This window comes from Acidovorax sp. GW821-FHT09B03 (genome assembly GCF_059418305.1).
This window is the reverse complement of sequence record NZ_JBWKPP010000016.1, coordinates 87,669-114,586: the sequence shown is the minus strand read 5'-3', so window position 1 is coordinate 114,586 and position 26,918 is coordinate 87,669. Positions and strand designations below refer to the sequence as shown.

Below are 26,918 nucleotides of genomic sequence, written 5' to 3'. Positions count from 1 at the left end.
ACGGTAGCGAAGAGCGGCCGCCTCTGGCGGACGCACCGTGGCGCGCAGCGCCTCAGGGGGAGCCTAGTGATGCGCGTCCTGGCGGGCGATGTGCAGCAGGTGCTCGACCTCTTCGCGGTGGTTCACGCAGTTGCGCTGGTGCCAGCGGCGGATGATCCACATGATGCCCGCGACCACCAGGCCGAAGATGGTGATCGCGCCGAACACCGACAGGCCGAACTTGAGCGACAGGCTGTAGAAGGCGCCCAGCGCCAGGATGCAGGCCTGCTCGTTGAAGTTCTGCACGGCGATGGAGCGGCCGGCGCCCATCAGGTTGTGGCCGCGGTGCTGCAGCAGCGCATTCATGGGCACGACCAGGTAGCCGCCCAGGCCGCCCAGCAGGATCAGGAAGGGAATGGCCAGCCAGATGTTCTTGATGAAGACCATCAGTATCAGCAGCAGGCCCATGGCAATGCCCAGCGGGATGACGCGGGTGGCCATGTCGAGCCGCATGCGCATGGAGGCGACCACGGCACCCACGGCCGTGCCGATGGCGACCACGCCCGTGAGGGCCGAGGCCTGCGTGGTGTTGTAGCCCAGGGCCACACCGGCCCAGGCCAGCACGATGAACTTGAGGTTGCCGCCCGCGCCCCAGAACAGGGTGGTGGTGGCCAGCGAGATCTGGCCCAGCTTGTCGCGCCACAGGCGGTTGTTGCAGGCCCAGAAGTCGGGCAGCAGTGCCATGGTGTTGGCCAGGATGCTGCGCGAAGGGTCGGCGCGCATGGGGCGCATTTCGACGCCGGTGTGCGGGATGCGGGTGTTGAACCAGGCCGCCAGCGCATAGATCAGGATCAGCCCGGCGATGGCCGATTCGGCGGGCGTGTCCACGCCCGTGTCGATCATCGGGATGTCGATGTTGAGCATCATGCCCGAGAGGTTCTGCCCCACGAGCTGGCCGCCCAGCAGCACCCCGAGGATGATCGAGGCGATGGTGAGCCCTTCGATCCAGCCGTTGGCCTTGACCAGCTGGGAGGCGGGCAGCAGTTCGGTCAGGATGCCGTACTTGGCCGGGGAGTAGGCTGCAGCGCCGAGCCCGACCACCGCGTAGGCGATCAGCGGGTGCGAGCCGAACAGCATCATCAGGCAGCCCACGACCTTGATGGCATTGCTCACGAACATCACCTTGCCCTTGGGCAGGGCGTCGGCAAAAGCGCCCACGAAGGGCGCCAGTACCACGTAGAACAGTGCGAACATGGGCACCAATGCGGCGCGCTGCCACTCGGGAGCACCTTCCGAACGGAGGAGTTCGACAGCGGCCACGAACAGCGCATTGTCGGCCAGCGAGCTGAAAAACTGCGCCGACATGATGGTGTAGAAACCGCGCTTCATCGAATGGCTGGTGCTGCATCAGCTGGACTGATGCCCTGTTAAATATGGGGAGCCTGTTGGCCGACAGATGGTTATATCACGTGGGTAAACGGCCCCGGTGCCAGAATCCAGGACATCCCACCCGGTCAAACCCCATGCCCCGCCCTATACAAGCCACCATCCACACAGCCGCCCTGCACCACAACCTGGAGCGCGTGCGCAAGAGCGTGCCCGACGCCAAGGTCTGGGCCGTGGTCAAGTCCAATGCCTATGGCCATGGCATCGAGCGGGCGTACGAGGGCTTGCGCGGGGCCGATGGCTTTGCCCTGCTGGACCTGGCCGAGGCCGAGCGCGTGCGCCAGCTGGGATGGCGGGGGCCCATCCTGCTGCTTGAAGGCGTGTTCGAGCTGCGCGACCTGGAGCTGTGCTCGCGCCTGGGGCTCTGGCATGCCGTGCATTGCGACGAGCAGATCGACATGCTCGCCACCCACAAGACCCAGGTACCGCACCGCGTGTTCCTGAAGATGAACTCGGGCATGAACCGCCTGGGCTTCACGCCACAGCGCTACCGCGCTGCCTGGGCACGGCTCAACGCGCTGCCCCAGGTGGACGAGATCTCGTTCATGACCCACTTCAGCGACGCAGACGGCCCGCGCGGCATCGCCCACCAGATGGCCGCGTTCAATACGGCCACCGCAGACCTGCCGGGTGAGCGCACACTCTCCAACAGCGCCGCCACGCTGCGCCACAGCAGCGACGCGGGGGTGCGCGCCGACTGGGTGCGCGCGGGCATCGTGCTGTACGGCAATGCGCCCGATCACCCGGAAAATACGGCCGGTCACTGGGGGCTGGCGCCCACCATGACCTTGTCCACGAAACTGCTGGCCGTGCAGCAGCTGCAGGCGGGCGACACCGTGGGCTACGGCTCCAGTTTCACCGCCGAGGGGCCGCTGACCATCGGTGTGGCTGCCTGCGGCTATGGCGATGGATACCCGCGCCATTGCCCCACGGGCACGCCGGTGCTGGTCAACGGCGTGCGCACGCGCATTGTGGGCCGGGTGAGCATGGACATGGTCACCGTGGACCTGACGCCGTTGCTGCAGTCGGGCATGGAGGCGGGTTTTGGCAGCGAGGTCACGCTCTGGGGCCGCGCCAGCAACGGCGCCGTGCTGACCATTGATGAAGTGGCCCAGCCGGCGGGGACCGTGTCCTGGGAGCTGATGTGCGCGCTGGCCCAGCGCGTACCGGTCAGTGTCGATTAGGGCTGTTCACACCAATTGAGCATCTGTTCACGGTCGGGCCTGCGGACCGGGGGATGAACCGGTGCGGATGGGGTACGCTGCGCGGCGGATTCCCCTCTCCATCCAGCCGACAGGAGCCACGCCATGGCCGACAAGCGCAGCAGCAGTAGTAGCAGCAGCAACCCGTCCCGCAAGAAGAAGGCGTCGAACTGGCGCTCCGTGCGCATGCAGCCCCGGCACCACCTGGCGGACAGCCTGCAACAGCGCTACAGCCTGCGCCTGCATGGTTTCCTGATCGGCGGCTTCACGCTGCTCATCATGTGGTGCACCTCGCATGTGCAGATGCTGCTGGGCATGGAGACCCTGGCGCTGCGCTACTTCATCACCCTGTCGGTGGGCTACATCGGCTACCTGCTGGTGCTGCGCATGTGGGCGGCGCGCCTGGTGCAGCGGGAGGACGACGGTTCCGACGGCGGTGCCGGGGACGCGGTCGAGGCCGCCGGGGATGTGGCGGACATCGCGCTCGATGCCGTCTCCTGGCGTGGCGGCGGTGGGCAGGGCATGCCCATGCCGCGTTCGGGCGGCTCGGTCCACACCGGCAGCGGATCGGGCGACTTCGGCTCCGCCCTGTCGGATGCGGGCTCCGGCCTGGGCGACCTGGCCAGTGGCGCGGCGGACGCTGTGTCGGGCGCCGACGAGGGCGCGGTGGTGGTCATCCCCATCGTCGCCATCTTCCTCATCGGCTCGGCCATCGTCTTCGGCGCGGGGGCGCTGGCCATGCTGTTCTTCGGTTGGGACGTGCTGCTCACCGTGGCGGTGGAGCTGGCCTTCTCGGTGGTGACGGCGCGCGCCGCCATGGGCGTGGAGCGCGAGGGCTGGCTCAGCGCCGCGGTGCGCCTGACCTGGAAGCCCATGCTCGGTGCCGTGGTGTGCGCAGTGGCCCTGGGGTTCGCCATCGACCACTTCCTGCCGCATGTGAATTCGCTGCCTGAAGCGGTGCGGGCCATGCAGTCCGGCATGAAGGCGCGCTGAGCGCCGCGCCTGTCGGGCGCATGTTCATTCACCACACCCGTATCGGCTCGGGCGGCCCACCTGCCGGTGTTTCGTCCATCCCAAAAAAAAGCGGGAGGCGCCTTGGGCGCCCCCCGCTTTGCGCGGCTGGACCGGGTTCTTGCCGGCGTGCTCAGCGCGCCGTCACGGCAAATCCCTGCACCAGCCCGCCGGGGTAGCGCACGAAGAGCTTGGCGCCCTCGAACCACCAGTTGCTGTTGGCGGGGCCGGTGCCCGCAGGCAGCAGCGCCAGATCGGGAACCAGCAGGAAGCGCTGGCTGCCAAGCGCCAGCTCGGTCTGCAGGTCCAGGCCGGTGCGCAGGACGGTGCTGGTACCCAGGAGCGACTGCAGCAGGCTGGTCAGGCCTTCGTAGTCGGCCACGTCGCCCTGCAGCGCCTGGCTCACGCCATTGACATCCGTGAAGACCAGGCCGGTCGTGCTGTGGAAGACGAAGCCCGGGGCATTGCCCGTGCGGCCCATCGGCAGCCATTGCGCGCGCAGGTGGAAGACGGTGCTGCCCAGAGAGACGCGCAGGGCTCCATTGGGCTGCATCACCGTCGTCGCGCCCAGGGCCGTGAGGGCCTGGCCCATGGCGGGCAGGGACTGCAGTGCCGGGCCGAAGCGGGTCACCAAGCCTGCCGTAGCCACCTCGATGCTGCCATCGTCCGCCACGGTCACGCCATCGGCGCGGGTGGGCACCACGCGCACTTCCAGCGCCACCACGGGGAAGCTCACGCCGCCCAGGGTCCAGGTGACGCTGCCGTCCGCAGCCTGTGCGCCGCTGGTGATGCCGACGGTGCGCAGGCCCGCGTTGACCAGGGTTTCCAGCGGCGTGCTGCCGCCAGTGCGCGTCGGCACGCCTGCCAGTCGCACGAAGCCCACGCTGGTGTTGATGCCGGCCGGCAGGTCCGCACGCTGCACCGGGTCGCCCAGGCCGTTGCCGGCCACGGTGCCCAGGCGCACGCTCTGCACCTTGCCAGTGCCGTCGAGGCGCGCCACTTCACCGCTGTACACCGTCACGGCGGCGGCCCCATTGGCGGCTGGTGGCAGTGCCACCCGGCCCGTGCGCACGAACACGCTCCACGATTGCGGCGTGCCTGCGGCAGCGCGCGGGGTGGTGATGAGCGTGACCGACACCACGCCATCGCCCTGAGCGGTCAGCGGCAGGTTGCCCGTGCTGGTGGACAGCAGGGCCACCACCGTGCCCTGGCTCACCGTGCCGCTGAGCGTCACCTGCGAGTCGCCCGAGGTCGATGGGTTGAGCACCAGGGCCACTTGCGGCTGCCCGTTGGCCCCCGTCAAGGTGACCACGCTGAGTACCGTGGAGGTGTTGGGCTGCGGCTGGATGCTGAAGGTCTGGCCGCCGATCACCAGGGTCACGGGCGCCGGGGTGCCGCCGCTGCCTGTGGGGGGCAGGGTGATGGTGGAGCCGCCCGATTGCGGGTTGAGCGTGATCGTGCTGCCCGGGGATGCCGTGACCTGCACGTTGCCGCCGATGGTGACTGGCGCGCCTGGCGTCACGGTTGCGCTGCCTTGGGTGATCACCGCAGGCGGGGGCGATCCACCACCGCTGCTGGGCACCTGGGCCGTATAGGCCAGGGCCGTGGTGCCGCTCTCGTTGCCCGCGGCATCGATCGCCTTGAGCGTGAAGTTGTGCACTGTGAAGCTCAGGCCCGCCATGGTGACCGAGAAGTTGCCCCCCGTGGCCGTGGCGCTGCCCAGCAGGGTGGCGCCTTCGTACACCTCCACCCGGCTACCGGTTTCTGCCGTGCCGGTGATGACCACCGAGTTGCCTTCGGCCGATGCGTTGTTGGCAGGGCTGGTCACCACCGGGGCCGATGGAGCGCTGGTGTCGTAGGTCACGCCGGTGATGGAAGCCGTCACGGCGGCGTTGGTCGCCGCATCGGTGGCGTCGAACGCGAAGGTGTAGATCGCACCATCGACCAAGCCCAGGGGGGTTGTGCAGCCATTGGCATCGGCGGTCAGGGCCACCACATGGGCGCCAGCGCTGAGGGCCGTACCCTGCAGCGTGCAAGTGTGGAGCGCGCCATCGACGGTGCCGCCGGTACGGGTTGCCGTGATGCTGGCGCTGGCCACGGCTTTGCTGAGCGTGAAGCCCAGCGTGGCATTGGCCTTGATGGCAGTATTGTTGGCCGGGGTCGTTGCGCTGAATACCGGAGCGGTGGTGTCGCGCGTCAGGGGCAGAACCAGCTCGGCGCTCACATTGCCCGCCGCATCGCGCAAGGTGATCCGGAAGGTGGTCTGCTGGCCGTTGGCGATGCCGCTGGTGTCGATAGTGATGGTGGCCGTGCCGTTCGCGATGACCTGGTTCGTGTTGGTGTTGCCAACCCAGACCTGGAGACCATTCTCGACGCTCTGAACGGTCAGCGCGGTGGAATTGCCGATGGCATAGGTGGGCGTCGTGTTCAGGGTCGGGGCCGCTGGCACACCAGAGTCCACCAGCATGTTGGCGGAGGCGGCTGCAGAGACGTTGCCCGCATTGTCCTTGACAAAGCCGTACAGGGTCTTGCTGCCATCCGAGGCGAACGGGTAGCTCGTCGGCACCGCACCCCAGACGCAGTTGGTCGACACGTTGGTCTCCTGCAGGCAGTAGCCTGCTGCGGCGATGCCCGATCCGGCATCACTGCCGGTGAAGGCGCCGGCTGCCACGGTGATCGTGCGGCTGGTGGAGGTGGGGGCCAGGGTCAAGGTGGCCGTGGGGGCCGTCGTGTCATAGGTGACGCTAGTGACCTGGGTGGCGACCGATGCGTTGCCCGCCTTGTCCGTGCCGCTGAAAGCGATGGTGTAAATGGCGTCGCTGACCAGGGTCAGTGTCGTGGTGCAGCCATTGGCGTTGGCGGCATAGGCGATCTGGTGGGCGCCCAAATTCAGGGCCGTGCCCTGCAACGTGCAGGTGCGCGGTGTCGGGTCTGCAGCGCCGCCGGTGCGTGTGAACACGATGGTGGCGCCGGCCACCACCTCTTCGCTCAGCACGTAGTCGATGGTGCTGGTGCTGCCCAGGAAGCCATTGTCGGCTGGCACGATGCTGGAGAAAGCCGGTGGCGTGCTATCACGCGTGATCGTGAGCGTGCCGCTGACCAGCGTGCTGCCCCCGCCTGCGATCTTGGTCTCGACCAGGAAAGGCTTGGCGCCATCCGGCGCTGGCGTGTCCAGCACAACGGTCAGCTTGCCGGTGGCCGTGATGGTGCCCTTGTTGGCGCTGTCCACCCAGACCTCGGCATTCTGCGGGCCGCTCACCGTGACCTGCTTGGTGTCGGCATTCGTGGAGCCGTTGATCACCTGGGCCATGCCCGCAGAGGTGCCTGCCTGGTAGGTGCTGTCGCCGGGGTACTGGGCCGTGATGGTGTGCACACCCACGACCAGATTGGTCGGGCTGCAACTGGCCGTGCCATTGTTCAGGGCCAGGTTGGCGCAAGCGGCAATGGCATCCACGCCGGACAGCAGGTTCACCGTGCCCGTGGGCGTGCCACTGCTGCCAGTCAATGCGACAGTCAGTGTGGCAGCACTGCCCACGGTGACAGGGGTAGTGGGCTGGACCGTGATGGTTGGAGGACCCTCTGGATAAGCTTGTCCTTGCGACACGCTGCCCGTGGTGGTCAAGCTGGCGCTGCTGCCCGTGGCATTCATCACGGCCGTGCCCAGAACCACCGTGCCGCCGATGCTGCCACCGGTGTTGGCACCGAACTTGGAATTGAGCAGGTCGATATTGGTCACCGCCGTGCGGTTGACCCAGACCGCGCCGCCGCGGTCGGCCGTGTTGCTGTTGAAGATGGACCCGTCCACCGTCATCGTGCCGATGTTGCGGATGGCGCCGCCTTCACCGGCAGCGGTGTTGCCGGTGAAGGTGCAGGAATTGATGGTCAGCGCGCCGCGGTTTTCGATGGCGCCGCCGCTGGACTGGGCGTCGTTGTTGCGGAAGGCACAATTGCTCAGGTTGGCGGTGGAACCCACGGGGATGAACAGCCCGCCCGCATTGCTCATGGTGCTGCTGGCCAGTGCCTTGCCGTTTTGCACGGTGAGCCCGCTCAGGGCCAGGGTCACGCTGTTGCCCACGGGGATGTCCAGCACGCGGACCAGGCCGCCTCCCGAGATGCTCGTGGCGGCCGCACCGTTGCCTGTGATGGTGAGCGTGCGCGTGATGGTCAAGGGACCATTGCCCGCGGTCAGCACGATCGCCTGGGCCGAAGGATCGAAACGGATTTCGTTGCCGGCAGCGTCTCCTCGGGTGCATTCTGCTGCCCCTTGGTTGGCGGCGTTGGCATTGGAAAGGGCCCTGCGCAGGGTGCATCCCGTGTTGCCATCCCCCAGCATATTGACCGTGATGGTGGCCGCCATGGCATGGCCGCTGGCCCCCAGGGCCAGAACCAGCATGCCCAGGCCGGACCACCAGGTCGGCTTGAGGGTTTGGATCCATCGTTGCATGAAATCAGCTCCTTGGTCGGCCAAATGGGCCTTGCAGCGCCTGCGCGCCTTGTTGGTTCTTGTGCAGCTCAGTTGCGCGATGGAAAGATGCCGGTCAGCGCGATGGCAAAATTCATAGCCAAATACGGTGGACGGTTTTCGTGGGGCTGTGCGCTCCCGGCGATGGCGACCGGCGTACTCTGCGTACCGTTGGCGGTGGTGGCATAGGGTTCATCCACGGCAGAGGCGGCCAGGGTGCCCCCCGAGGGCGATGCCTGGTTGCCGACGCTGGTGGATGCAGCAAAACCGTGGCTGTGCATCGGCAGTTGCTGCAGGGTCAACGTGGTGAACTCTTCTCCGCCCGCTTGACCTAGGGTATAGGTAGGGCCACCACCGCTTTGTGGCCCAGTGCCGATGGGTCTTCTGCCTTGCAGATTGGGCAAGCCAAATGTCGTGACTCCATCGCCCCCGAACGATGTACCCAGCAGGGCAAACAGTGCCTGGTTCTGTGCAATCGAGAGCAACTGGCCATTGCACAGCGCCCAGCCGCGCGGGGGGAAGTTGTAGCCGACCAAGCGGATTTCGCCGATATAGGGTTCAGACATGGGATTTTCCGGTGAGATGGCTGAGCGATAGGATCAGTTGCGGGAGGGATAGATGCCCTCGGTCGCGATACAGAATGCCAGTGCGAAGTACGGCGGCATGTTGTTGTGGGCCTGGGAGCCGCCAGCAGCGCTCACGGTGGTAGGTGACATCGTGGTCATGTTGCTGGGGATGTCGGCATACAGATCGCTGCGGATGCTGGACTGCGCCAGCGTCCTCGAATTGGGGACTTCGCTGGTGCCTACACTGGCCACGGCTGAGACCGCGTGGGTATGCGATGGCATTTCGGTCGCGGCGAGGCTGACTGTGGTTTCCCCAGCTACCTCGCCCAGAACATAGGTCTGAAAGCCTGGCCGCTGACCCCAATGGACAGGGCTGCGTCCTCGGAGGTCGGGCAGCCCGAATGTGGTTTGACCGTTGCCACCGTAGGTGGTGCCGAGTATCGAAAACAGGGCGGTGTTCTGCGAAATGGCCAGGAGTTGGCCTTCGCAACGCAGCCAGCCTCGGGGGGCAAAACTATAAGGAAGGATCCGGATTTCGCCGAGAAGGGGTTCAGACATGGAGGCCTCGAAGATCAATTGCGCGACGGGAAGACACCTTCCAGCGCGATGATGAAACTAATGCCAAGATAGGGCGAGAGGTTGTTGTGGGGCTGCGAGCCTCCGGCAGCTTGCAGGGTGGCCGGGTGCAGCGTGGCGTCGGCGCTCGCGCTGGAATAGCGAAAATCACGCGCTGGCGTGGTGCCAGGCAGGCCCCCGGCTGGCGAAGCCTGGGTACCCACCGCGCCTGCCGCCAGGCTGTGGGTGTGGGGTGGCATGTGGGCAGAGAGCAAAGTCACGGACTCCGCACCTCCGGCCTGCCCCCAGGCATACGTGTCTCCCCCCGGGAGCGTGCCCACATGCACTGGCGCACGCCCGCGCAGGTCGGGCAACGCGAAGGTGGTCTGTCCATTGCCGCCGTAGGTCGTGCCCAGCAGAGAGAACAAAGCCGTGTTTTGGGCGATGGAAATCAATTGGCCATTGCAGAACGCCCAGCCCCGCGGGGCAAAGTTGCCTGCAAACATGGAAATATCGCCAATGAATGGGTCTGACATTGTTGGTCGCTTTCTTGAACTTTTCAGGCCGCCAGGTAGGTGCCCGTGACGCGGCTGGACAGGACTGTGCACAGCCCTTTGCAGGATGCCGCGGATACCGGAGGCAGCGTCGCCACGGAAAGGGCTGGTGGCAGGTGCAGGCCCTGCAAATAGACTGGGGCCACGGTCTCTCCGGAGTCTGCATTGAGGCGCACTTCGCCGCGCGGCGTCTGCAGCACGGCTGTCGCCATGGCTTGGGCCAGGGGCAGGCCGCGAGCGGTCGACAGCGTGGCCGCTGCGGACATGCGCTGGGCCATTTCGTAGCCCAGCAGGTGGAACGGCGTGGGCAGGTGCGTGCCCTGCATGGCCGCCACGCTGCGGGCGTCCCCGGCCTGTGGTTGCCAGGCGCGTGTGGTCCAGATCAGCTGGCTCGAGGCGGGGTGGTGGGCGGCCGCCATGGTTTCCGCGAGCATGCCACCTGTCACCAGGGCCACCTGGCTGGCAATACCCGACAGGGCCCAGAACTGCCCAAAGGCTGCGGCCCGGTGCCCCGAGTCCAGCGCAAAGACGAAATCGGGCCGTGTCTGGCGCACCAGCAGCGCTAGCGCATCCAATTGGCTGGTCCCATCGGCTGCGCGCGTGAACACCGTGTTCTGCACCCGGCCGCCGGCCGATGCAAAGCCGCGCTCGAAGGCGGGCAGGTGGTCAAACCCGCTGTCTGCTGGGCCCACGGCCACGATGGCGCGCGGGCCGAGCGCCTTGGCGGCCCAGCGGCCGGCGGCCCAGGCCGCCTGCCAGTAGCCCAGGCTGTTGTGCACTACCCAGGGCGAAAGCGCCTGGGGATCGAGTGCATTGGCGCCGGTGTCACCCACCAGCAGGGGTACCTGGTAGCGTTCCAGCAGGGGCTCCCACGGGGCGCCCTGCGTGCCGGTGTCGACGAAACCGGCCAGCACATCCACCTGCCCAGTCGCCAGCAACTCCTTTGCGGCATGTTGCGCCTGTCTTGCGCGGTTTCCATAGGTTACGGGACTGAAGCGCAGTTGCGGGCCAGCGGTCTGCTGCTGCGCAAAGGCCTGGGCCCCGGCCATCAACTGTGCGCCGAGCAGGGGGTAGGCGCGCCCTTCGGGCAGCAGCATGCCGACCCGCAGCGTGCCGCGGCCCGTACCCGTGGCGGTAATCGTGGCCAGGGGTGGGGAGGGGGACGCACCGACAAGGCTTGGAGCCCCCAGGGCGGCGGCAACCGCCATCGCCCCGGCGCCAGCCACAAACCGGCGGCGGCTTTCGGATTCCGGGGCCTGTGGGGCCAAAGGCGCGGTGTCTTCGAATTCCATGGGTCGTTGTTCCTGGTTCAATCAGTCCACTGTCTGTCGTTCATTCGTGCCACGGTTGCCAGGCTTCCTCGGGGAAGCCCGCCGTGGCTTGCCATGCGGCCATTCCATCTGCCGCACCATGCCGTCATCGGTCACGCTCTCAAAACCGCAGCGCTCATATAGGCGCACCACGGGGCTGGTGCTGGCGGCCTGCAGCCGCAGACCCACGCCAGCGTCCTTGGCATCCTGCTGGAGCCGTGCAATCAGTTCGGATCCAATGCCCTTGCCGCGAGCAGCGGGAAGCAGCTCGATGTTCACCAGCACCCAGCGCTCCGCGCTGCGGCACACCGCAAGCATTCCCGCAGGGTTGCCTTCCCACAGCACCAGGGTCGTTTCCACGGGAGGCAGGTACTGTCCATACCCCGCCGTGCGAAAGCGGTGCTGCATTTCGCAGAAGGCCTGGATCTGCGCGTCCGGCCAGCCGATGGTGAGCAACTCCGGCTCGCGCACCGAGCGGTACACGGCGCACAGGAACGCGGCGTCCTGCTCTGTTGCAGGACGCAACGCGAGGGCCTGCTGCTGCTTCGCCGTTGACGCTCCCACTTGCCTCACCTTTCTTGCCGCCGCCCACCCGGGCAGGCGCTACCTGGCGGCGCGGGGCCGCAAAAACTCGAAGTTACACGCAAATTTTAACGATTGCACGTAAAGTTTTACCGGCTGGTGCGATTGTGGCCCCGAAGCCGCAGCGTCACCAGGCAAATCGCCTGCGCCAACAAAGATCGCTGGCGCGGGGCCGGCGTCAGCCCCGCTGGCCGCACGCCGGCAAGGCGTCCAGCTCGCTGCGCAGCCTGTCCAGCAGCGACAGCAGTTGGGCCTGGGTGTCGGCGTCGCAGCCGGCCAGGAGTCGGGTCGACAGGGTCTGGCGCAGACCGCGCACCGTCTCCTGCAAGGCCTGGCCCTCGGGGCTCAGCGCCAGGATGCGGCTGCGGCCGTCCTCGGGGTTGGGGTGGCTGGTGATCCAGCCGCGTTCGGCCAGTTGCGCCACCATGCGCGCCACCTGGGCCTTGTCGGCACCGCTGTGGCGCACCAGGTCCTTTTGCGTAGCGCCCGGGTGCCGGCCGATGAAGCCCAGCGCGCGCACCTCGTTCATGGTCAGGTCGGGGTGGATGGCCGCCATGGCCCGCACCATGTGCGCGCGGTACACGTGCATCAGGTCGTGCATCGCTTCAAAGACATCGGCAGGGGGGCGGTTGCGGTGCATGGCAAAACCAACCGGTTGACAAGGTCAACTTGTTGGTGGATGATTTGGTTGATTGAATCAACAACATTTTAGATCATGAGCACTGAAAACCTTTCCTCCGTCGCGCCGGCCGATGTCCTGGCCATCACCCGCGTGCGCCATACCCTGAAGGCACGCCATGCGCAGGTGCTGCGCCGCACCGAAGTCAGCCCCGGCTTTGTGCGCCTGACCCTCGGCGGGCCGGACATGGCCGACTTCGTGAGCGCGGGCTTCGACGACCACTTCAAGCTCATCCTGCCGCACCTTGGCCAGGAGCGCGCGAGCCTTCCCTCCATGCAGGATGGCCGCCCGGTGATGCCCGAGCCGCGGCCCGTGCTGCGCGACTACACGCCGGCGCACTACGACGCGGTCAAGGGCGAGCTGGACGTCGAGGTGGCGCTGCACGATGCAGGCCCCGCCTCCGACTGGGCGGCGGCCGCCCAGCCGGGCCACTGGGTGGGCGTGGCCGGCCCGCGCGGCAGCATGGTGGTGCCCACCGCCTTTGCTTGGCACTGGCTGCTGGGCGACGAGACGGCGGTGCCCGCCATCGTGCGGCGCCTGGCCGAGCTGCCGGCCGAAGCAAGTGCCACCGTGCGGATCCAGGTGCGCAACCCGGCCGACCAGCGTGCCCTGGCCACGGCGGCCCGGCTGGATCTGCAATGGGTGGCTTCGCTGCCTGATGCCGCCGAGGCGCTGGCGATTCCCGAGGGCGATGGCTATATCTGGGCGGCTGGCGAGCACGCCGACATGGCGGCCCTGCGCAAGGTGGTGCTGGCCAAGCCGGGTGTGAACCCCAAGCGCATGCGCATCGCCGCGTACTGGAAGAAGGGCGTGGCCGACCACCATGAGGATCTGCCGGCCTGATCCTCCTACGGCAGCAAGGCCGTCGACGCCGCTTGCTGCACCGCCTGCGTCATGCGCTGCAGCGCCTGCACGTTCAGGCGCCAGAACTGCCAGTACAGCGCCACGTCCACCGGCTTGCTGGGCACCAGTTCGACCAGGCGGCCGGCATCGATGGCCTCACGTGCCAGCTGGTCGGGGCTCATGCCCCAGCCCAGTCCGGCCAGGGTGGCTGCGACAAAGCCCTGGGACGAGGGCAGCCAGTGCACGGGCGGCGCCAGTGCGCGCCGCGCGATGCGGCGCATGAAGCGCTCCTGCAGCGCATCCTTGCGGTTGAAGACCAGCACAGGCGCCTGGGCCAGTGCCGCCGCCGTCACGCCGTGCGCGAAGTGGCGGTCCATGAACGCGGGGCTGGCCAGCGCGCGGTAGCGCATGGTGCCCAGGCGCAGCACCTGGCAGCCCTGCACGGGCTGAGGGTCGGCGGTCACGGCGGCCATCACGCGGCCCTGGCGCATTAGTTCGGACGAATGGTCCTGGTCCTCGACATGGATGTCGAAGGTGATGGGCAGGGCCAACCCTTCGCCTGGCTCAGCGGCCTGGGCCATGGCGTCCACGAACCACGAGGCCAGCGAATCGGCGTTCACCCCCAGCGCCAGCCGCACCGGTGCCAGGCCAGCGCTGGTGCCCGCAATGCTGCGCAGGGCATCGGCCTCGCTCAGTGCCATTTGCTGGGCGTGGCGCAGCAGGGCCTGGCCGGCCTCGGTGGGTGTGCAGGGCGCGGCGCGGCGGACCAGGACCTGGCCCACACGCTCTTCGAGCAACTTGACACGCTGGGACACGGCCGAGCGCGTAACGTGCAAGACCAGGGCGGCACGCTCGAAGCTGCCTTCTTCCAGCACGGCGGCCAGGGCGGCCAGTTGGGCGGTGTCGAGGTGCATTCAGCTTTGCTTACGGGTGGCAAAAAAGTATAGCTTTTCTTTCCATGAGGGCCTGGGCACCATCGGTCCATGAATCTTTCCTCGGCCTTTGCCAACGGCTTCTCTTCGACCGCCATCCTCATCATCGCCATCGGTGCGCAGAACGCCTTCGTACTGCGCCAGGGCCTGCGGCGCGAGCATGTGCTGCCCGTGGTGGTCGTGTGCGCGCTGTCGGACGCCATCCTGGTGCAGGCCGGCGTGTGGGGGCTCGGGTCGGCCGTGCAGGCACACCCCATGCTGCTGGTGGCCGCGCGCTGGCTCGGCGCGGCCTTTCTGCTGGCCTATGCGGCGCGCGCCTTGCTGCGGGCCTGGCGGCCTGCCGCGATGCAGGTCGGCGCCGATGGCGCGGCATCGGCAGGCTGGCAGCCGGTGGTGCTCACCGCCATGGCCTTCACCTGGCTCAACCCCCATGTGTACCTGGACACGGTGCTGCTGCTCGGCGCCATCGCCAGCCCCTACCCGCCCTCGCTGCGCATGGGCTTCGCGGCCGGGGCCAGCCTGGCCAGCCTGGTATGGTTTGCCTCGCTGGGCTGGGGCGCGCGCTGGCTGGCACCGCTGTTCGCATCGCCGCACGCCTGGCGCGTGCTCGATGCCGTGGTCGCGGCCATGATGGTCGCACTGGCCGTGGGGTTGCTGCTGCATTGAAACCCGGCAGGCGCCCTGGGGGCGCGGCGCATAAGGTTACAACGAGAAATTCGTTCGCCCCGGGGGCGGTGCAGTCCATAGTGCAGCGCACAAAGACTTTCTGCACAAGCACTTCTCCCTCATGCGATTCCAATCCCTCCTGCTGGCCGCCGCCCTGGCCGGTGCGCTGCCCCTGGTCAGCCACGCCAACACCTTCCGCTGGTCGCGCTCTACCGACCTGTCCTCGTGGGACATCCATGCCCAGAACGTGGGTGTGAACAACACGCTGCATGCCGCGGTGTACGACACCCTGGTCGAATACAACAGCAAGACCTTCAAGCCAGAACCTTCGCTGGCGACCGAGTGGAAGCGCGTGAGCCCCACGCAGCTGCGCCTGACCCTGCGCAAGGGCGTCAAGTTCAGCGACGGCAGCGAGTTCACGGCCGACGACGCCAAGTTCTCGCTCGAACGCGCCAAGGCCAAGACCTCCAATTTCGCGGTCTACACCCAGGGCATCGACCGCGTGGAAAAGGTCGACGCGTACACCATCGACATCTTCTCCGAGGTGCCCAACCCCGTGCTCGTGAACCAGCTCACCGAGCTGCGCATCCTGAGCAAGGCCTGGGCCGAGAAGAACAATGCCGTGTCACCCAAGGACATCAAGACCAAGGACGAGCCGTTCTCGCACCGCAATGCGCTGGGCACCGGCCCCTTCGTGCTCGAGTCGTGGACGCCCGACCAGCGCCTGGTGCTCAAGGCCAACCCCACCTGGTGGGGCAAGGGCAAGTACGGCGGCAACGTGACGCAGATCGTCTACACCCCGATCAAATCCGACGCCACGCGCACCGCCGCGCTGCTCTCGGGCGAGCTCGACTTCGTGCTCGACCCCGGCCTGCAGGATCTGCCGCGCGTGCGCCAGACGCCGAACCTCAAGGTCCTCGACGGCGCCGAGAACCGCACGATCTTCCTGGGCCTGGACCAGTTCCGCGAAGAGCTGCCGGGCTCCGACGTCAAGGGCAAGAACCCGCTCAAGGACGTGCGCGTGCGCAAGGCGCTCTACCAGGCCATCGACATCAGCGCCATCCAGCGCGTGGTGTTGCGCGGCCTGGCCCAGCCCACGGGCGCCATCATCGCGCGCCAGGTCAACGGCTGGACGCCCAAGGCCGACGCGCGCTGGCCCTTCGACCCCGCCGCCGCGCAGAAGCTGCTGGCCGAAGCCGGCTACCCGCAAGGCTTCGAGGTGGATTTTGCCTGCAGCGCAGGCCGCTACATCAACGACGAGCAACTGTGCCAGGCCATCACCGCCCAGTGGGCCAAGATCGGCATCAAGGCCAAGCTGCGCTCGCTGCCGTTTGCCACCTACTTCCCGATGATCCAGCGCAACGAGGCCAGCATCTACCTCCTGGGCTGGGGCGTGCCGACGTTTGATGCCTTCTACTCGCTGCAGTCGCTGATCCGCTCCAGCGGCGCTGGCGGCGACGGCAACTTCAACCTGGGCCGTTTCTCCAACCCGCAGCAGGATGCGCTGATCGAGCGTATCAAGAAGGAAACCGACACCGCCACGCGCAACGGCCTGATCGAGAAGGCCCTGATCGCCGACCACGAACTGATCTCGCACATCCCGCTGTACAACCAGATCATCCCCTGGGCGACCACGCAGAAGGTGGACATCGTGCACCGCGCCGACAACCGTGTCGACTGGCGCATCCTGAAGGTCAACTGACGGCTTTGCCTTCAACTGGCTAACCTCGTTGAGGCGTACTCGCAAAAAGAAAGCCCTCGCAGCCGTTCAGGCTGCGAGGGCTTTTTCTTGAGGGCCGGAGAAATCAGGCCAGCGCGCGTTGCACTGCCGGGCGCTCAAGCATGCGCGCCGTGTGCTCCGCCACCTTGGGGAACAGCGCGATGTCCACGTCGTCGGTCTTGAGCCACGACGCGATGGTGAACAGGTAGCCATCGGCCACCGAATACGACTCGCCCAGCACCCAGGGGCCTTGCAGGTAGTGGTTCTCGATGACGTTGAAGGCCTCGGTCATGGTCTGCGGCACCTTGCGCTGCATGTCGGCGATGGAGCTGGCCTCATCGGCCCAGCGCGCGCCGCGCCGCTTGTGCGCGTGCGCCACGTGCACGGTGGAGGCCAGGTAGCTATTGACTTCCTGCATGCGCGCCAGCGCGAAGGGGTCGTCCAGCGGAGCGAGCTTCGCGGCGGGAAAGCGCTGCGCGATGTAGAGCAAGAGGGCCACGGTTTCGGAGAGCACGCCATGCTCCGTCACCAGCGTGGGCACGCGGCCCTTGGGGTTGATGGCCAGGTACTCGGGGCTGCGCTGCTGCTGGTTGGCAAAGTCCAGGGTCACGAGTTCGTGGTCAGCGCCGGCCTCGTGCAGTGCGATGTTTGCGGCCAGGGAGCAGGTACCGGGGGCGGAATAGAGCTTGAGCATGGTTGCGTGGTGATGTGAAAAATCAGTACAAACCGCGGGTGCGGGCCATCAGGCGGGACAGGCCGAGCAAGGCGGCCGTGTGGGGCGTGGGTATGCCGGTGATCTGCCCGAGTTCGTGCACGGCGCCTACCAGGGCGTCGATCTCCACGGGCTTGCCGGCCTCCACGTCCTGCAGCATCGAGGTCTTGAAGGCGCCGAGCTTGCGCGTCACGGCGTGGCGGTCCTCGGGCTGCTGGTCGATCGGCAGGCCCAGTTTTTCGCCGATGGCCTTGGCTTCGAGCATCACGGCCGAGACAAAGCCGCGCACCAGGTCGTCGTCGAGGATGCGGTCGGTGGTGGCGCCCGTGAGGGCGCTGATCGGGTTCACCGTGAGGTTGCCCCAGAGCTTGAACCAGATGTCCTTCTGGATGTTCGTGGAGACCTCCACGTCGATGCCGCCACGCTGCAGCGCATCGGCCAGCGCCTGCAGCCGCGGGCTGGCGCTGCCATCGGGCTCGCCCACGATCAGCCGGTTGCCGAAGTGCTGCTTGACGAAGCCCGGCGCCTCCAGCGAGCAACTGGTGTGCACCACGCTGCCCAGCACCTGGCCGGCGGGTATGGCGCGGGCGATTGCGCCGCCAGGGTCCACCGACTCCAGCGTACGGCCCCGGGCGGCTCCGCCGCAACCATCGAGGAACCACCAGGGCACGCCGTTCATGGCGGTCAGCACCACCGTGTGGGGGCCGATCAGCGGCGCCAGGGCGCGTGCCACCTCGGGCAGGCCGGGCGCCTTCACCGCAATGACCACCAGGTCCTGCACGCCCAGGGCTGCCGGGCTATCGCTGGCGCGCACAGGGGAACTGATGACACTGCCGTCAGGTCGGCGCAGGCGCAGCCCGTGCTCCTGCAGGGCCGCCAGCGTGGCGCCGCGCGCCACCAGGCTGACCTCGTTGCCCGCCTGCGCCAGGGCCAGGCCGATCCAGCCGCCAATGGCGCCGGCACCGTAGATACATGCTTTCATCGTCGCGTTGCTTTCTCTGTCGTTGTCAGTAGCCATTCGGGCTGGCCGGGGCGGCTTCGCCCGTGCGAAAGCGCGCTACCAGTTGCCTGGCCGCAGCGGCCAGCAGCATGGTATCGACCCCCACGGCCACGAACAGCGCGCCTGCCGCCAGCCAGTAGCGGGCCTGGGCTTCGTTGGTGGCCAGGATGCCGGGCGCCTTGCCCGCGCGCAGGATGCGCGCGATGCCTTCGGTGATGGCGGCCTGCACGTCGGGGTGGCCGGGGTTCCCCGGGTGGCCCATCGATGCGGACAGGTCCGCCGGGCCGATGAAGACACCGTCCACGCCGGGCACGGCGGCGATCGCGTCCAGATTCTCCATGGCCTGCACGGTCTCGGCCTGCACCAGCAGGCAGACCTGGGCATTGGCTTCGTGCACGTAGTTCGGGTAGGCCTGCCAGCGCGAGGAGCGCGCCAGGGCGCTGCCCATTCCGCGCACGCCCTCGGGGGCGTAGCGCGTGGCGCGCACCAGGTCGCGTGCCTGCCCAGCCGTGTCCACCATGGGCACCAGCAGGGTGGTGGCGCCGATGTCCAGGTACTGCTTGATCAGCGCGGTGTCGCCCACGGGCACGCGTGCAATCGCGTGGGGCGGCTGTGCACCGGCCGGCAGGGCGCTCGTGGCGCTGGCCACGGCCTGCAGCAGGTGCAGCTGCGAGCGCAGGTCATTGGGCGCGTGCTCGCCGTCGAGCAGCAGCCAGTCGTAGCCCGTGCCGGCCAGGATCTCCGTGCTGTAGGCATCGGCCAGGGCGAGCCACAGACCGATCTGGGCGCGGCCCTGGGCCATGGCCTGCTTGAAGGGGTTGATGGGGGTCTGCTGCATGGGTGTGCATATTCGTCGAGGTGCAAGGCCGCCATCGTACGGCTTGTGCGCCGGGGCTGCAGGCCCCTGTTGCGACCGCTATAGTCACCAGCCCGCCCCCTTCCTGCTCCACCACCCCACGCCATGGCCAAAGACAAGACCCTTTTCAGCTGCACCGAATGCGGTGGTACCAGCCCGCGCTGGCTGGGCAAGTGCCCGGCCTGCGGTGCCTGGAACACGCTGATCGAGCAGGTGGCCGACGCCGGGCCGGGCAAGAACCGCTACAGCACGCCGCAGTTCGCGGGCCTGGCGCAGGCCCAGGCGGTGATGCCGCTGTCGGCCATCGAGGCCAGCGACGTGGAGCGCACGCCCAGTGGCATCGACGAGCTCGACCGCGTGCTGGGCGGCGGCATTGTCGAAGGCGGGGTGGTGCTGATCGGCGGCGACCCGGGCATCGGCAAGTCCACCCTGCTGCTGCAGGCGCTCGACGCGCTGCAGCGCGTGGGCCTGCCCACGCTGTATGTGACTGGCGAGGAAAGCGGCGCCCAGGTGGCGCTGCGCTCGCGCCGCCTGGGGCTGGACCACAGCCAGGTCAACGTGCTGGCCGAGATCCAGCTCGAGAAGATCCTCGCCACCATCGACTCCATGCAGCCCGCCGTGGCCGTGATCGACTCCATCCAGACCGTGTATTCCGACCAGCTCACCTCGGCGCCGGGCTCCGTGGCCCAGGTGCGTGAATGCGCGGCCCACCTCACGCGCGCGGCCAAGGCTTCGGGCGTGGCCATCGTGCTCGTGGGCCACGTCACGAAAGAAGGAGCGCTTGCCGGCCCGCGCGTGCTGGAGCACATGGTGGACACGGTGCTCTACTTCGAGGGCGACACGCACAGCCAGTTCCGCCTGGTGCGGGCCATCAAGAACCGCTTCGGCGCCGTCAACGAGATCGGCGTGTTCGCCATGACGGAGAAGGGCCTCAAGGGCGTGAGCAACCCCAGCGCCATCTTCCTGAGCCAGCACAGCGAGCCCGTGCCGGGCAGCTGCGTGATGGTCACCCTGGAAGGCACGCGCCCGCTGCTGGTGGAGATCCAGGCCCTGGTGGACAGCGGCGGCCCCAGTCCTCGGCGCCTCTCGGTGGGCCTGGACAAGGACCGCCTGGCCATGTTGCTGGCCGTGCTGCACCGCCACGCGGGCGTGGCCTGCATGGACCAGGACGTGTTCGTGAACGCGGTGGGCGGCGTGCGCATCAGCGAGCCGGCGGCCGACCTGGCCGTCATGCTGGCCATCACCTCCAGCCTGCGCGGCAAAGCCCTGCCGCGCGGCTTCCTGGCCTTCGGCGAAGTCGGCCTGGCGGGTGAGGTGCGGCCCGCGCCGCGCGGCCAGGAGCGGCTCAAGGAGGCCGCCAAGCTCGGCTTCAGCGTGGCCGTGGTGCCCAAGGCGAATGCACCCAAGAAACCCATCGAGGGCCTGACCATCCACGCGGTGGAGCGCGTGGAAGAGGCGATGAACGTCGTGCGCGAGATGGGCTGAACCTGCCCCCTGGCGCGGGCCCTGGCCTAGGCAAAGCGCGTGTTCCGCATGCAGGGCGCTCTCTCGGGAGGGTGGGCGGCCGGGCTGCCGACAGCGGACCCCGGCGCCATTTTTTCTTGCTCCCACCGGGCACTTGCACTAAGCTGGCCCGGACAACCGGAACCTAAACGGCGCGCGCCAAGGCCCGCTTCAGAGGCACCTGCGGCGTCGATAACGATTGCGGAGGGAGGCTGTGTTGTGGCCATCGAGCATTCTTTGGAGGCGCCGTCTGGCAACAGCTCGGCATTTCTGTCCACGCTGGCTGCGGACACACGCCAATGGCGCATGGCCGTCGCGGCGATTTTTGCGTCCTTCCTGATCTTTCTGGCGATCGCGCCCTTCGCGCGCGTGGCCTTGCCGCCGGTGGGCGCCTTCATTCCGATCTACCAGACGGCCCTGGTCACCAATGACCTGATCACCGCCGTGCTGCTGCTCGGCCAGTACAGCTTTTTGCGTTCGCGTGCCTTGCTGGTGCTGGGTGCGGGCTACCTGTTCTGCGCCTTCATGGCCATGGCGCATGGCCTGAGCTTCCCCGGCCTTTTCGCCCCCACCGGACTGCTTGGATCGGGCTCGCAAACCACGGCCTGGCTGTACTTCCTGTGGCATGGCGGCTTTCCGCTGTTCGTGCTGGCCTATGTCCACCTGAAGGACCCCGTGGCCGCCGGGCCGGGCGTGCAGGCATCGGTGGGCGGTTCGGCGCGCCGTGGCATTGCCTGGGCCATCCTGTGCGCCATGGCGCTTGCACTGGCGCTGCTGCTGCTGAGCACCCTGGGCCACGATGCACTGCCGGTGCTGATGCGCGGCAACCAGGACGACTCGGGCAAGCTCCTGGTGGCGGTGTGCACCTGGACCCTGTCGCTGGTGGCGCTGCTGGCGCTGTGGCGCAAGGCGCGCAGCGTGCTGGACCTGTGGCTGATGGTGACGCTGGTGGCCTGGCTGCTGGACATTGCGCTGGCGTCGGTGCTGAACGGGGCGCGCTTTGACCTGGGCTTCTATGGCGGGCGCGTCTATGGGTTGCTGGCATCGTCGTTCGTGCTGGTCGTCCTGCTGCTGGAAAACAGCCGCCTGTACGGCGACCTGGCAACCGCCCATGCGCGCGAACGCCAGCGCAGCGCAGAACTCGAGGTGGCGCGCAATGCCGCCAACGCAGCGGCCCAGGCCAAGTCCAACTTTCTGGCGGCGATGAGCCATGAAATCCGCACCCCCATGAACGGCGTCATCGGCATGATCGACGTGCTGGCGCGCTCCAGCCTGAAAAACCCCCAGGTGGCGATGGTGGACCTGATCCGGGAGTCCGCGTTCTCGCTCCTGAGCATCATCGAGGACATCCTGGACTTCTCCAAGATCGAGGCCGGCCACCTTGACGTGGAAACCGAGCCCATGGCCGTGGGGGAGGTGGTCGAGAAGGTCTGCGTGATGCTTAACCGCCTGGCAGAGAAGCAAGGCGTTGAACTGACATTGTTCACCGACCCCGAGATTCCCCCCGTCGTGCTGGGCGACGCCCTGCGCCTGCGCCAGGTGCTGATCAACCTGGTCAACAACGCCATCAAGTTTTCTGCGGGCGGACCGGTCGCCGGACGGGTGGCCGTGCGCGCGGTGCTGGTGGAAAAAGGCGCGCAGAGCGTCACCCTGGAGTTCCAGGTCATCGACAACGGGATCGGCATGGGCGAGGCCACACTGGCCACCCTGTTCACGGCCTTCGCCCAGGCCGATGTGTCCACCACCCGGCGCTTTGGCGGCACCGGCCTGGGCCTGGCCATTTCCGGCAGCCTGGCGCAGCGCATGGGGGGCCGCATTTCCGTGGTCAGTGCGCCGGGCGCCGGTTCCACCTTCACACTGCGGCTGCCGCTGGCCTGTGCCGCACCCGCCCAAGACGAGGCACTGCCGTCGCCCTCGCTGGTTGCGGGCCTCTCCTGTCTCATCATTGGCAATGGGAAGACGCTGTCCGGCGACCTGGTGACCTACCTGGCCAATGCGGGGGCGCACACCCGGCACGTAGTGAGCCTGGAGGCGGCCCGCCAACTGGCGCCCAGCCTGGCGCCCGGCCCCTGGGTCTGGGTGGTCAACACCGATGCCGACAGCCCGGTCTCGCTGGACCGCCTGCGTGCCGTTGCACGCACCAATCCGGGGCTGACGCACCACTTCGTGGTCATCGGCCACGGCCCGCACCGTTATCCACCGCAGTTCGACGCAGACCGGGTGTCCGTGGACGGCAATGTGCTGACCCGCAGCGCCCTGCTGCGCGCGGTGGCCGTTGCCGCCGGGCGGGTTCCCTACGAGGACGAGCAAGGTGCGCTGCTGCCTGCGCGCCATGCACCGGGGCCGGCGGCGCTGTCGCGCGAGGAAGCGCGCCGGCAACGTCGGCTGATCCTGGTGGTGGAGGACAACGAGATCAACCAGAAGGTAATCATGCAGCAGCTGGCGCTGCTGGGCCTGACCGCCGACCTGACCAGCGACGGCCTGCAGGCGCTGATACGCTGGCGCAGCGGTGACTATGCCCTGATCGTGACCGACCTGCACATGCCCGGCATGGACGGCTACCAGCTGGCCTCGGTGGTGCGTGCCGAGGAACAGGAGCGCGCCAACGCACGCATCCATGCCGGCGAGGCGGCCGAGCCGCCGGTGCGCATCCTGGCGCTGACCGCCAATGCCCTCAAGACGGAGGCCCAGCGCTGCAAGGATGCCGGCATGGACGACTACATGAGCAAGCCTGCTCCGCTGGCGGGCCTGCAGGACCTGCTGGAGCGCTGGTTGCCCAGGGCCGCCGCCGCAGCGCTGGCCCCGGGGGCGCAGGGCATCGACGGGTCCCCTTTGCCCGAAGGGCCGGTGGACGTTCAAGTGCTGCGCAGCCTGGTGGGAGACGACCCCCAACTCATCCGCGAGTTCCTGCAGGCGTTTCGCACCAGCGCGGCGCGCATTGCGCAGGAAGTGGAGCAGGCCTACTGCGCCGGTAGCGCCGCCAAGACCGTGGCCGCCGTGCACAAGCTCAAGTCGGCCGCACGCTCGGTGGGCGCCATGGCGCTGGGTGACCTGTGTGCCGACATGGAGCAGGTGGGTGCGGCAGGGCAGATCGACGCGCTGTCCCTGGCATTCGAGCACTTCAAGCTGGAGATGGCCACCGTCGACCGGCATCTGGCCGAGATACTGGCCAGCGACCAGCGGGACGGCGCGCGATGAGTGCACGATCCGACATCCGCATCCTGGTGCTTGATGACGAGCCTTTCATGCTCATGCTGCTGGCCCGGCAACTGGCCAACCTGGGTTTCACCCAGGTCGATACCTGCGACAACGGCCAGACGGCACTCGAACGGGTGGACGATCCCGTGCTGGCACCGCAGCTCATCCTGTGCGACCTCAACATGCCCGGCATGGACGGCATGGAGTTCGTACGCAAGCTGGTGGAGCACGGGTATGCGGGCAGCCTGATACTGGTCAGCGGCGAGGACGAACGCACTCTGCACTCTGCGCGCAGGCTGGTGCAGGCCCACCACATCGAAGTGCTGGGCAGCCTGCAAAAGCCCGTGCCGCCGCAGGCGCTGTTCCAGCTGGTGGAGCGGTGGGTGCCCTCGGCGCAACTGGCCCAGAGCCTGCAGGGCAAGGGCTATGTCGTCGAACGCCTGGCGCAGGCCATCCAGACCGGAGAACTGGTCAACCACTACCAGCCCAAGGTCTCGGTCTCGAGCGGAGAGGTCGTCGGCATGGAGACCTTGGTGCGGTGGCGCCATCCGGAGGACGGCCTGGTGTATCCGGACCAGTTCATCGGCATGGCCGAGGCCCATGGCCTGATCGACGCGCTCACCGAGGTGGTACTGGCACAGGCGCTTCAAGACAGCGCCATATGGGCGCGGGAGGGCCTGGCGCTCAAGGTGGCCGTCAACGTGTCCATGGACAACCTCCATGCGCTGGAATTCCCCGAAAGGATCACGGCCGCAGCCGCCGCTGCCGGGGTCAAGCCGCAGTCCATCGTCCTGGAGGTGACGGAGAGCCAGCTGATGAAGGACCTGCGCGCGCCGCTGGAAATTCTCACGCGCCTGCGCTTGCGCCGGTTCAAGCTGTCCATCGACGATTTCGGTACCGGCCATTCCTCCCTGGTGCAACTGCGCGATGTCCCGTTCGACGAGCTCAAGATCGACCAGAGCTTCGTGCACGGTGCCCACCACAACGAAACCTTGCGCGCCATTTTCTTTGCCAGTCTGGGACTGGCCAAGGAACTGGGCATGGAGGTGGTGGCCGAAGGCGTGGAAGACGCCGACGACTGGGATTTCCTGCAGAAGTCGGGCTGCGACCTGGCCCAGGGCTACTTCATTGCGCGGCCCATGCCCGCCGACAAGGTTCTGGAGTGGGCCGCGGGTTGGCGGGCGCGCTGGGCTGCGGAGCATTCCCCCGGATGAAGTGCATGCCAGGCCAGGTTGCGCATGCCTCGCCTGCCTGCAGCCTCTCCGGTCAGAAGGCTTCCCAGTCGTCGTCCGAGCCCTTGGTCCTGGTCGGAGCCGCTGCGGGGGCCTTGGCAGGCGGCGCCGGTGCCCGGGTGACGGCTGGCGCCGGCTTGGGGGCCTGCAGCTTGCGGGGTGCACTGGTGGACGCCGTGACCTTGCCGGCAGGCGCCGCCGCCGGGCGCGAGGCCGGGGCTCGGGCCGCTGCCGGCCGCGGCGCTGGCGCGGCCGCCGGCTGGTAGCCCACATTGAACACCGACACCACCTCGGCCAGGCGCTGGGCCTGGTCGCGCAGCGACGAGGCGGCCGCGGCGGATTCCTCCACCAGCGCGGCGTTCTGCTGCGTCATCTGGTCAAGCTGGGTCACGGCCACGTTCACCTGGGCAATGCCGTCGCGCTGTTCGGACGAGGAGGCGGTGATCTCGCCGATCAGGTCCGACACGCGGCGCACGCTGCTGACGATCTCGTCCATGGCCTGGCCGGCCTGGGTGACCTGCTCGGAGCCGGTCTCCACCGATTCCACCGAGGCCGTGATCAGGCCCTTGATCTCCTTGGCGGCCTCGGCGCTGCGCTGCGCCAGGCCGCGCACCTCGCTGGCCACCACGGCAAAGCCGCGGCCCTGTTCACCGGCACGCGCGGCTTCCACGGCGGCATTCAGTGCCAGGATATTCGTCTGGAAGGCAATGCCGTCGATGGTGCCGATGATGTCGGCGATCTTGCGCGAGCTGTGGGTGATGGTCTGCATGCTGGTCACCACCTGGGCCACCACCTCGCCGCCTCGACCGGCGGCCTGGGCCGCGGTGGATGCCAGCTGGTTGGCCTGGCGGGCGGTGTCGGCTGACTGGGTCACAGTGGCGGTCAACTCCTCCATGCTGGCGGCGGTTTCCTCCAGGTTGGCTGCGGTCTGCTCCGTGCGCGACGACAGGTCGTGGTTGCCGGTGGCGATCTCCACCGAGGCGTTGGACATCGAATCCACGCCGGTGCGCACTTCGGACACGAGCGCGCGCAGGCGCTCGGCCATCTGCGACACCGTGCGCAGCAGGTGGCCGAATTCGTCCTGGCGGTCGTCCATGGCCTGCACCGTGAGGTCGCCGCCGGCAATCGCGTCGGCCAGCTCCACCGCGCGGTCCAGTGGCCGGCTGATGGAGCGCACCAGCAGGAAGGACAGCACCAGGCCGAGGATGAACACCAGGCCCTGGATACCCCAGGCCAGCACCCGCGCGCGGCCCAGGGCCGCGCCGGCCTCCTGCTTGGCGGCGTCGCGCTGCGACTGCTGCAGCTGCACGAAGGCCTCGAGCGAGTCCACATAGCTGCCGATGGCCGCGAGGTACTGGCTCTCCACGAAGGTCTTGAAGGCCGCGGTATCGCCACCCTGCTTGATCTCGCGGGCCTGCTTGTTCAGGGCCAGGATCTTGGTGCGCTCCGACGCCACGCGCTCCAGCGCTGCCTTGTCGGCCGGGCTGGTGGCCAGCTCCACCACCTTGGCCTGGATGGCCGAGATGCCGGTCACGCCGGCCTTCACGCGGCCATCGAACAGGGTGGTCAGGTCCGCGTCGAGGGTGGCGTTGCTGGCCAGCACGCGCTCGCCCGTGGTTTCGGTGGCGCCCTTCCACTGCAGGGCCAGGGTGATGCGCTGGTCGTAGGACTGCAGCGAGGCCATGGCGTCGCCCACGACGCTGTCGGTCCGGGCCTGGGCCCAGAGGGACACCAGCAGCATGGCGCCCAGCAGACCCACGATGGAACCCCACAGCTTGGGGGAAAGGCGTATGTTGTCCAGTTTCATGGCTTGTGTTCCCGCAGGCATCACCCGGCGTATCAGGTTGTATCAACTGGCGAGCGTAAACCGCGGCGCAGCGTTGCGCCATACGCGGGACGCCCGCCTGCAT

General features: G+C 67.8%; 20 protein-coding genes and 2 pseudogenes. 8 read left to right on the top strand and 14 right to left on the bottom strand.

The window, feature by feature from the left end:
• Positions 1–63: 63 nt before the first annotated feature.
• Positions 64–1,368 (bottom strand): lysophospholipid transporter LplT, encoded by a 1,305-nt coding sequence (gene lplT, locus AC07PA_RS24325; RefSeq protein ID WP_007850546.1) that lies wholly within the window; start codon positions 1,366–1,368, stop codon positions 64–66.
• Between the two features lie 134 nt (positions 1,369–1,502).
• Here lplT and alr point away from each other — a divergent pair, with 134 nt between their 5' ends.
• Together alr and AC07PA_RS24315 are read left to right on the top strand one after the other, a co-directional pair.
• Positions 1,503–2,609 (top strand): alanine racemase, encoded by a 1,107-nt coding sequence (alr, locus tag AC07PA_RS24320; RefSeq protein ID WP_494608957.1) that lies wholly within the window; start codon positions 1,503–1,505, stop codon positions 2,607–2,609.
• A gap of 123 nt (positions 2,610–2,732) precedes the next feature.
• Positions 2,733–3,620 carry a hypothetical protein gene (locus AC07PA_RS24315; protein WP_494608958.1) on the top strand — a complete coding sequence of 296 codons (888 nt, stop codon included), beginning with the start codon at positions 2,733–2,735 and terminating at the stop codon, positions 3,618–3,620.
• A gap of 1,624 nt (positions 3,621–5,244) precedes the next feature.
• On the opposite strand, the pseudogene AC07PA_RS24310 reads toward AC07PA_RS24315, so the two are convergent.
• The 8 genes and pseudogenes from AC07PA_RS24310 to AC07PA_RS24275 form a co-directional block, all read right to left on the bottom strand.
• Positions 5,245–7,641 (bottom strand): annotated as a pseudogene (locus AC07PA_RS24310) (beta strand repeat-containing protein); the annotation flags it as partial.
• A gap of 509 nt (positions 7,642–8,150) precedes the next feature.
• Positions 8,151–8,666 carry a phage tail protein gene (locus AC07PA_RS24305; protein WP_494608959.1) on the bottom strand — a complete coding sequence of 172 codons (516 nt, stop codon included), beginning with the start codon at positions 8,664–8,666 and terminating at the stop codon, positions 8,151–8,153.
• Between the two features lie 33 nt (positions 8,667–8,699).
• Positions 8,700–9,224, bottom strand: coding sequence for a phage tail protein (locus AC07PA_RS24300; protein ID WP_494608960.1), 525 nt, complete (start codon positions 9,222–9,224; stop codon positions 8,700–8,702).
• 14 nt (positions 9,225–9,238) lie between these two features.
• Positions 9,239–9,481 (bottom strand): phage tail protein, encoded by a 243-nt coding sequence (locus AC07PA_RS24295; protein ID WP_494609029.1) that lies wholly within the window; start codon positions 9,479–9,481, stop codon positions 9,239–9,241.
• Positions 9,482–9,580: 99 nt separating this feature from the next.
• Positions 9,581–9,727, bottom strand: a pseudogene (locus tag AC07PA_RS24290) (phage tail protein); the annotation flags it as partial.
• 53 nt (positions 9,728–9,780) lie between these two features.
• Positions 9,781–11,067, bottom strand: coding sequence for an ABC transporter substrate-binding protein (locus AC07PA_RS24285; protein ID WP_494608962.1), 1,287 nt, complete (start codon positions 11,065–11,067; stop codon positions 9,781–9,783).
• 21 nt (positions 11,068–11,088) lie between these two features.
• Positions 11,089–11,610, bottom strand: a complete 522-nt coding sequence (locus AC07PA_RS24280) for a GNAT family N-acetyltransferase (RefSeq protein ID WP_494608963.1) — start codon at positions 11,608–11,610, stop codon at positions 11,089–11,091.
• Between the two features lie 235 nt (positions 11,611–11,845).
• Positions 11,846–12,307: a MarR family winged helix-turn-helix transcriptional regulator gene (locus AC07PA_RS24275; protein ID WP_494608964.1), complete on the bottom strand. Its 462-nt coding sequence runs from the start codon at positions 12,305–12,307 to the stop codon at positions 11,846–11,848.
• A gap of 75 nt (positions 12,308–12,382) precedes the next feature.
• Here AC07PA_RS24275 and AC07PA_RS24270 point away from each other — a divergent pair, with 75 nt between their 5' ends.
• Positions 12,383–13,189, top strand: coding sequence for a siderophore-interacting protein (locus AC07PA_RS24270; protein ID WP_494608965.1), 807 nt, complete (start codon positions 12,383–12,385; stop codon positions 13,187–13,189).
• 5 nt (positions 13,190–13,194) lie between these two features.
• Here the strand turns inward: AC07PA_RS24270 and AC07PA_RS24265 are convergent, their stop codons facing one another.
• The gene (locus tag AC07PA_RS24265; RefSeq protein ID WP_494608966.1) at positions 13,195–14,103 is read right to left on the bottom strand and encodes a LysR family transcriptional regulator ArgP; all 909 of its coding nucleotides are present in this window, start codon (positions 14,101–14,103) and stop codon (positions 13,195–13,197) included.
• 69 nt (positions 14,104–14,172) lie between these two features.
• Here AC07PA_RS24265 and AC07PA_RS24260 point away from each other — a divergent pair, with 69 nt between their 5' ends.
• Both AC07PA_RS24260 and AC07PA_RS24255 read left to right on the top strand, forming a co-directional pair.
• Positions 14,173–14,787: a LysE/ArgO family amino acid transporter gene (locus tag AC07PA_RS24260; RefSeq protein WP_494608967.1), complete on the top strand. Its 615-nt coding sequence runs from the start codon at positions 14,173–14,175 to the stop codon at positions 14,785–14,787.
• A 121-nt stretch (positions 14,788–14,908) separates the two neighbouring features.
• Positions 14,909–16,489: an ABC transporter substrate-binding protein gene (locus tag AC07PA_RS24255; RefSeq protein WP_494608968.1), complete on the top strand. Its 1,581-nt coding sequence runs from the start codon at positions 14,909–14,911 to the stop codon at positions 16,487–16,489.
• 103 nt (positions 16,490–16,592) lie between these two features.
• Here AC07PA_RS24255 and AC07PA_RS24250 read toward each other — a convergent pair whose 3' ends face one another.
• From AC07PA_RS24250 to AC07PA_RS24240, 3 genes are read right to left on the bottom strand one after another with little or no spacing between them, the layout of a single operon-like run.
• Positions 16,593–17,201 (bottom strand): glutathione S-transferase family protein, encoded by a 609-nt coding sequence (locus AC07PA_RS24250; protein ID WP_494608969.1) that lies wholly within the window; start codon positions 17,199–17,201, stop codon positions 16,593–16,595.
• 22 nt (positions 17,202–17,223) lie between these two features.
• Positions 17,224–18,201 (bottom strand): 2-dehydropantoate 2-reductase, encoded by a 978-nt coding sequence (locus AC07PA_RS24245; protein WP_494608970.1) that lies wholly within the window; start codon positions 18,199–18,201, stop codon positions 17,224–17,226.
• Positions 18,202–18,226: 25 nt separating this feature from the next.
• Positions 18,227–19,057, bottom strand: a complete 831-nt coding sequence (locus AC07PA_RS24240) for an aldolase/citrate lyase family protein (protein WP_494608971.1) — start codon at positions 19,055–19,057, stop codon at positions 18,227–18,229.
• A gap of 123 nt (positions 19,058–19,180) precedes the next feature.
• Here AC07PA_RS24240 and radA point away from each other — a divergent pair, with 123 nt between their 5' ends.
• The 3 genes from radA to AC07PA_RS24225 all read left to right on the top strand — a co-directional run bounded on the left by radA (position 19,181) and on the right by AC07PA_RS24225 (position 24,990).
• Positions 19,181–20,560, top strand: a complete 1,380-nt coding sequence (radA, locus tag AC07PA_RS24235) for a DNA repair protein RadA (protein ID WP_007862014.1) — start codon at positions 19,181–19,183, stop codon at positions 20,558–20,560.
• Positions 20,561–20,884: 324 nt separating this feature from the next.
• On the top strand, positions 20,885–23,776 hold the full coding sequence (locus AC07PA_RS24230) for an MASE4 domain-containing protein (protein WP_494608972.1): 2,892 nt from the start codon (positions 20,885–20,887) through the stop codon (positions 23,774–23,776).
• On the top strand, positions 23,773–24,990 hold the full coding sequence (locus AC07PA_RS24225) for an EAL domain-containing response regulator (protein WP_494608973.1): 1,218 nt from the start codon (positions 23,773–23,775) through the stop codon (positions 24,988–24,990). The genes AC07PA_RS24230 and AC07PA_RS24225 overlap by 4 nt, the downstream gene beginning before the upstream one ends.
• Positions 24,991–25,042: 52 nt before the next feature.
• On the opposite strand, the gene AC07PA_RS24220 is transcribed toward AC07PA_RS24225, so the two are convergent.
• A complete protein-coding gene (locus AC07PA_RS24220) occupies positions 25,043–26,815 on the bottom strand; it encodes a methyl-accepting chemotaxis protein (protein WP_494608974.1) in 1,773 nt (590 codons plus the stop codon).
• Positions 26,816–26,918 lie beyond the last annotated feature (103 nt).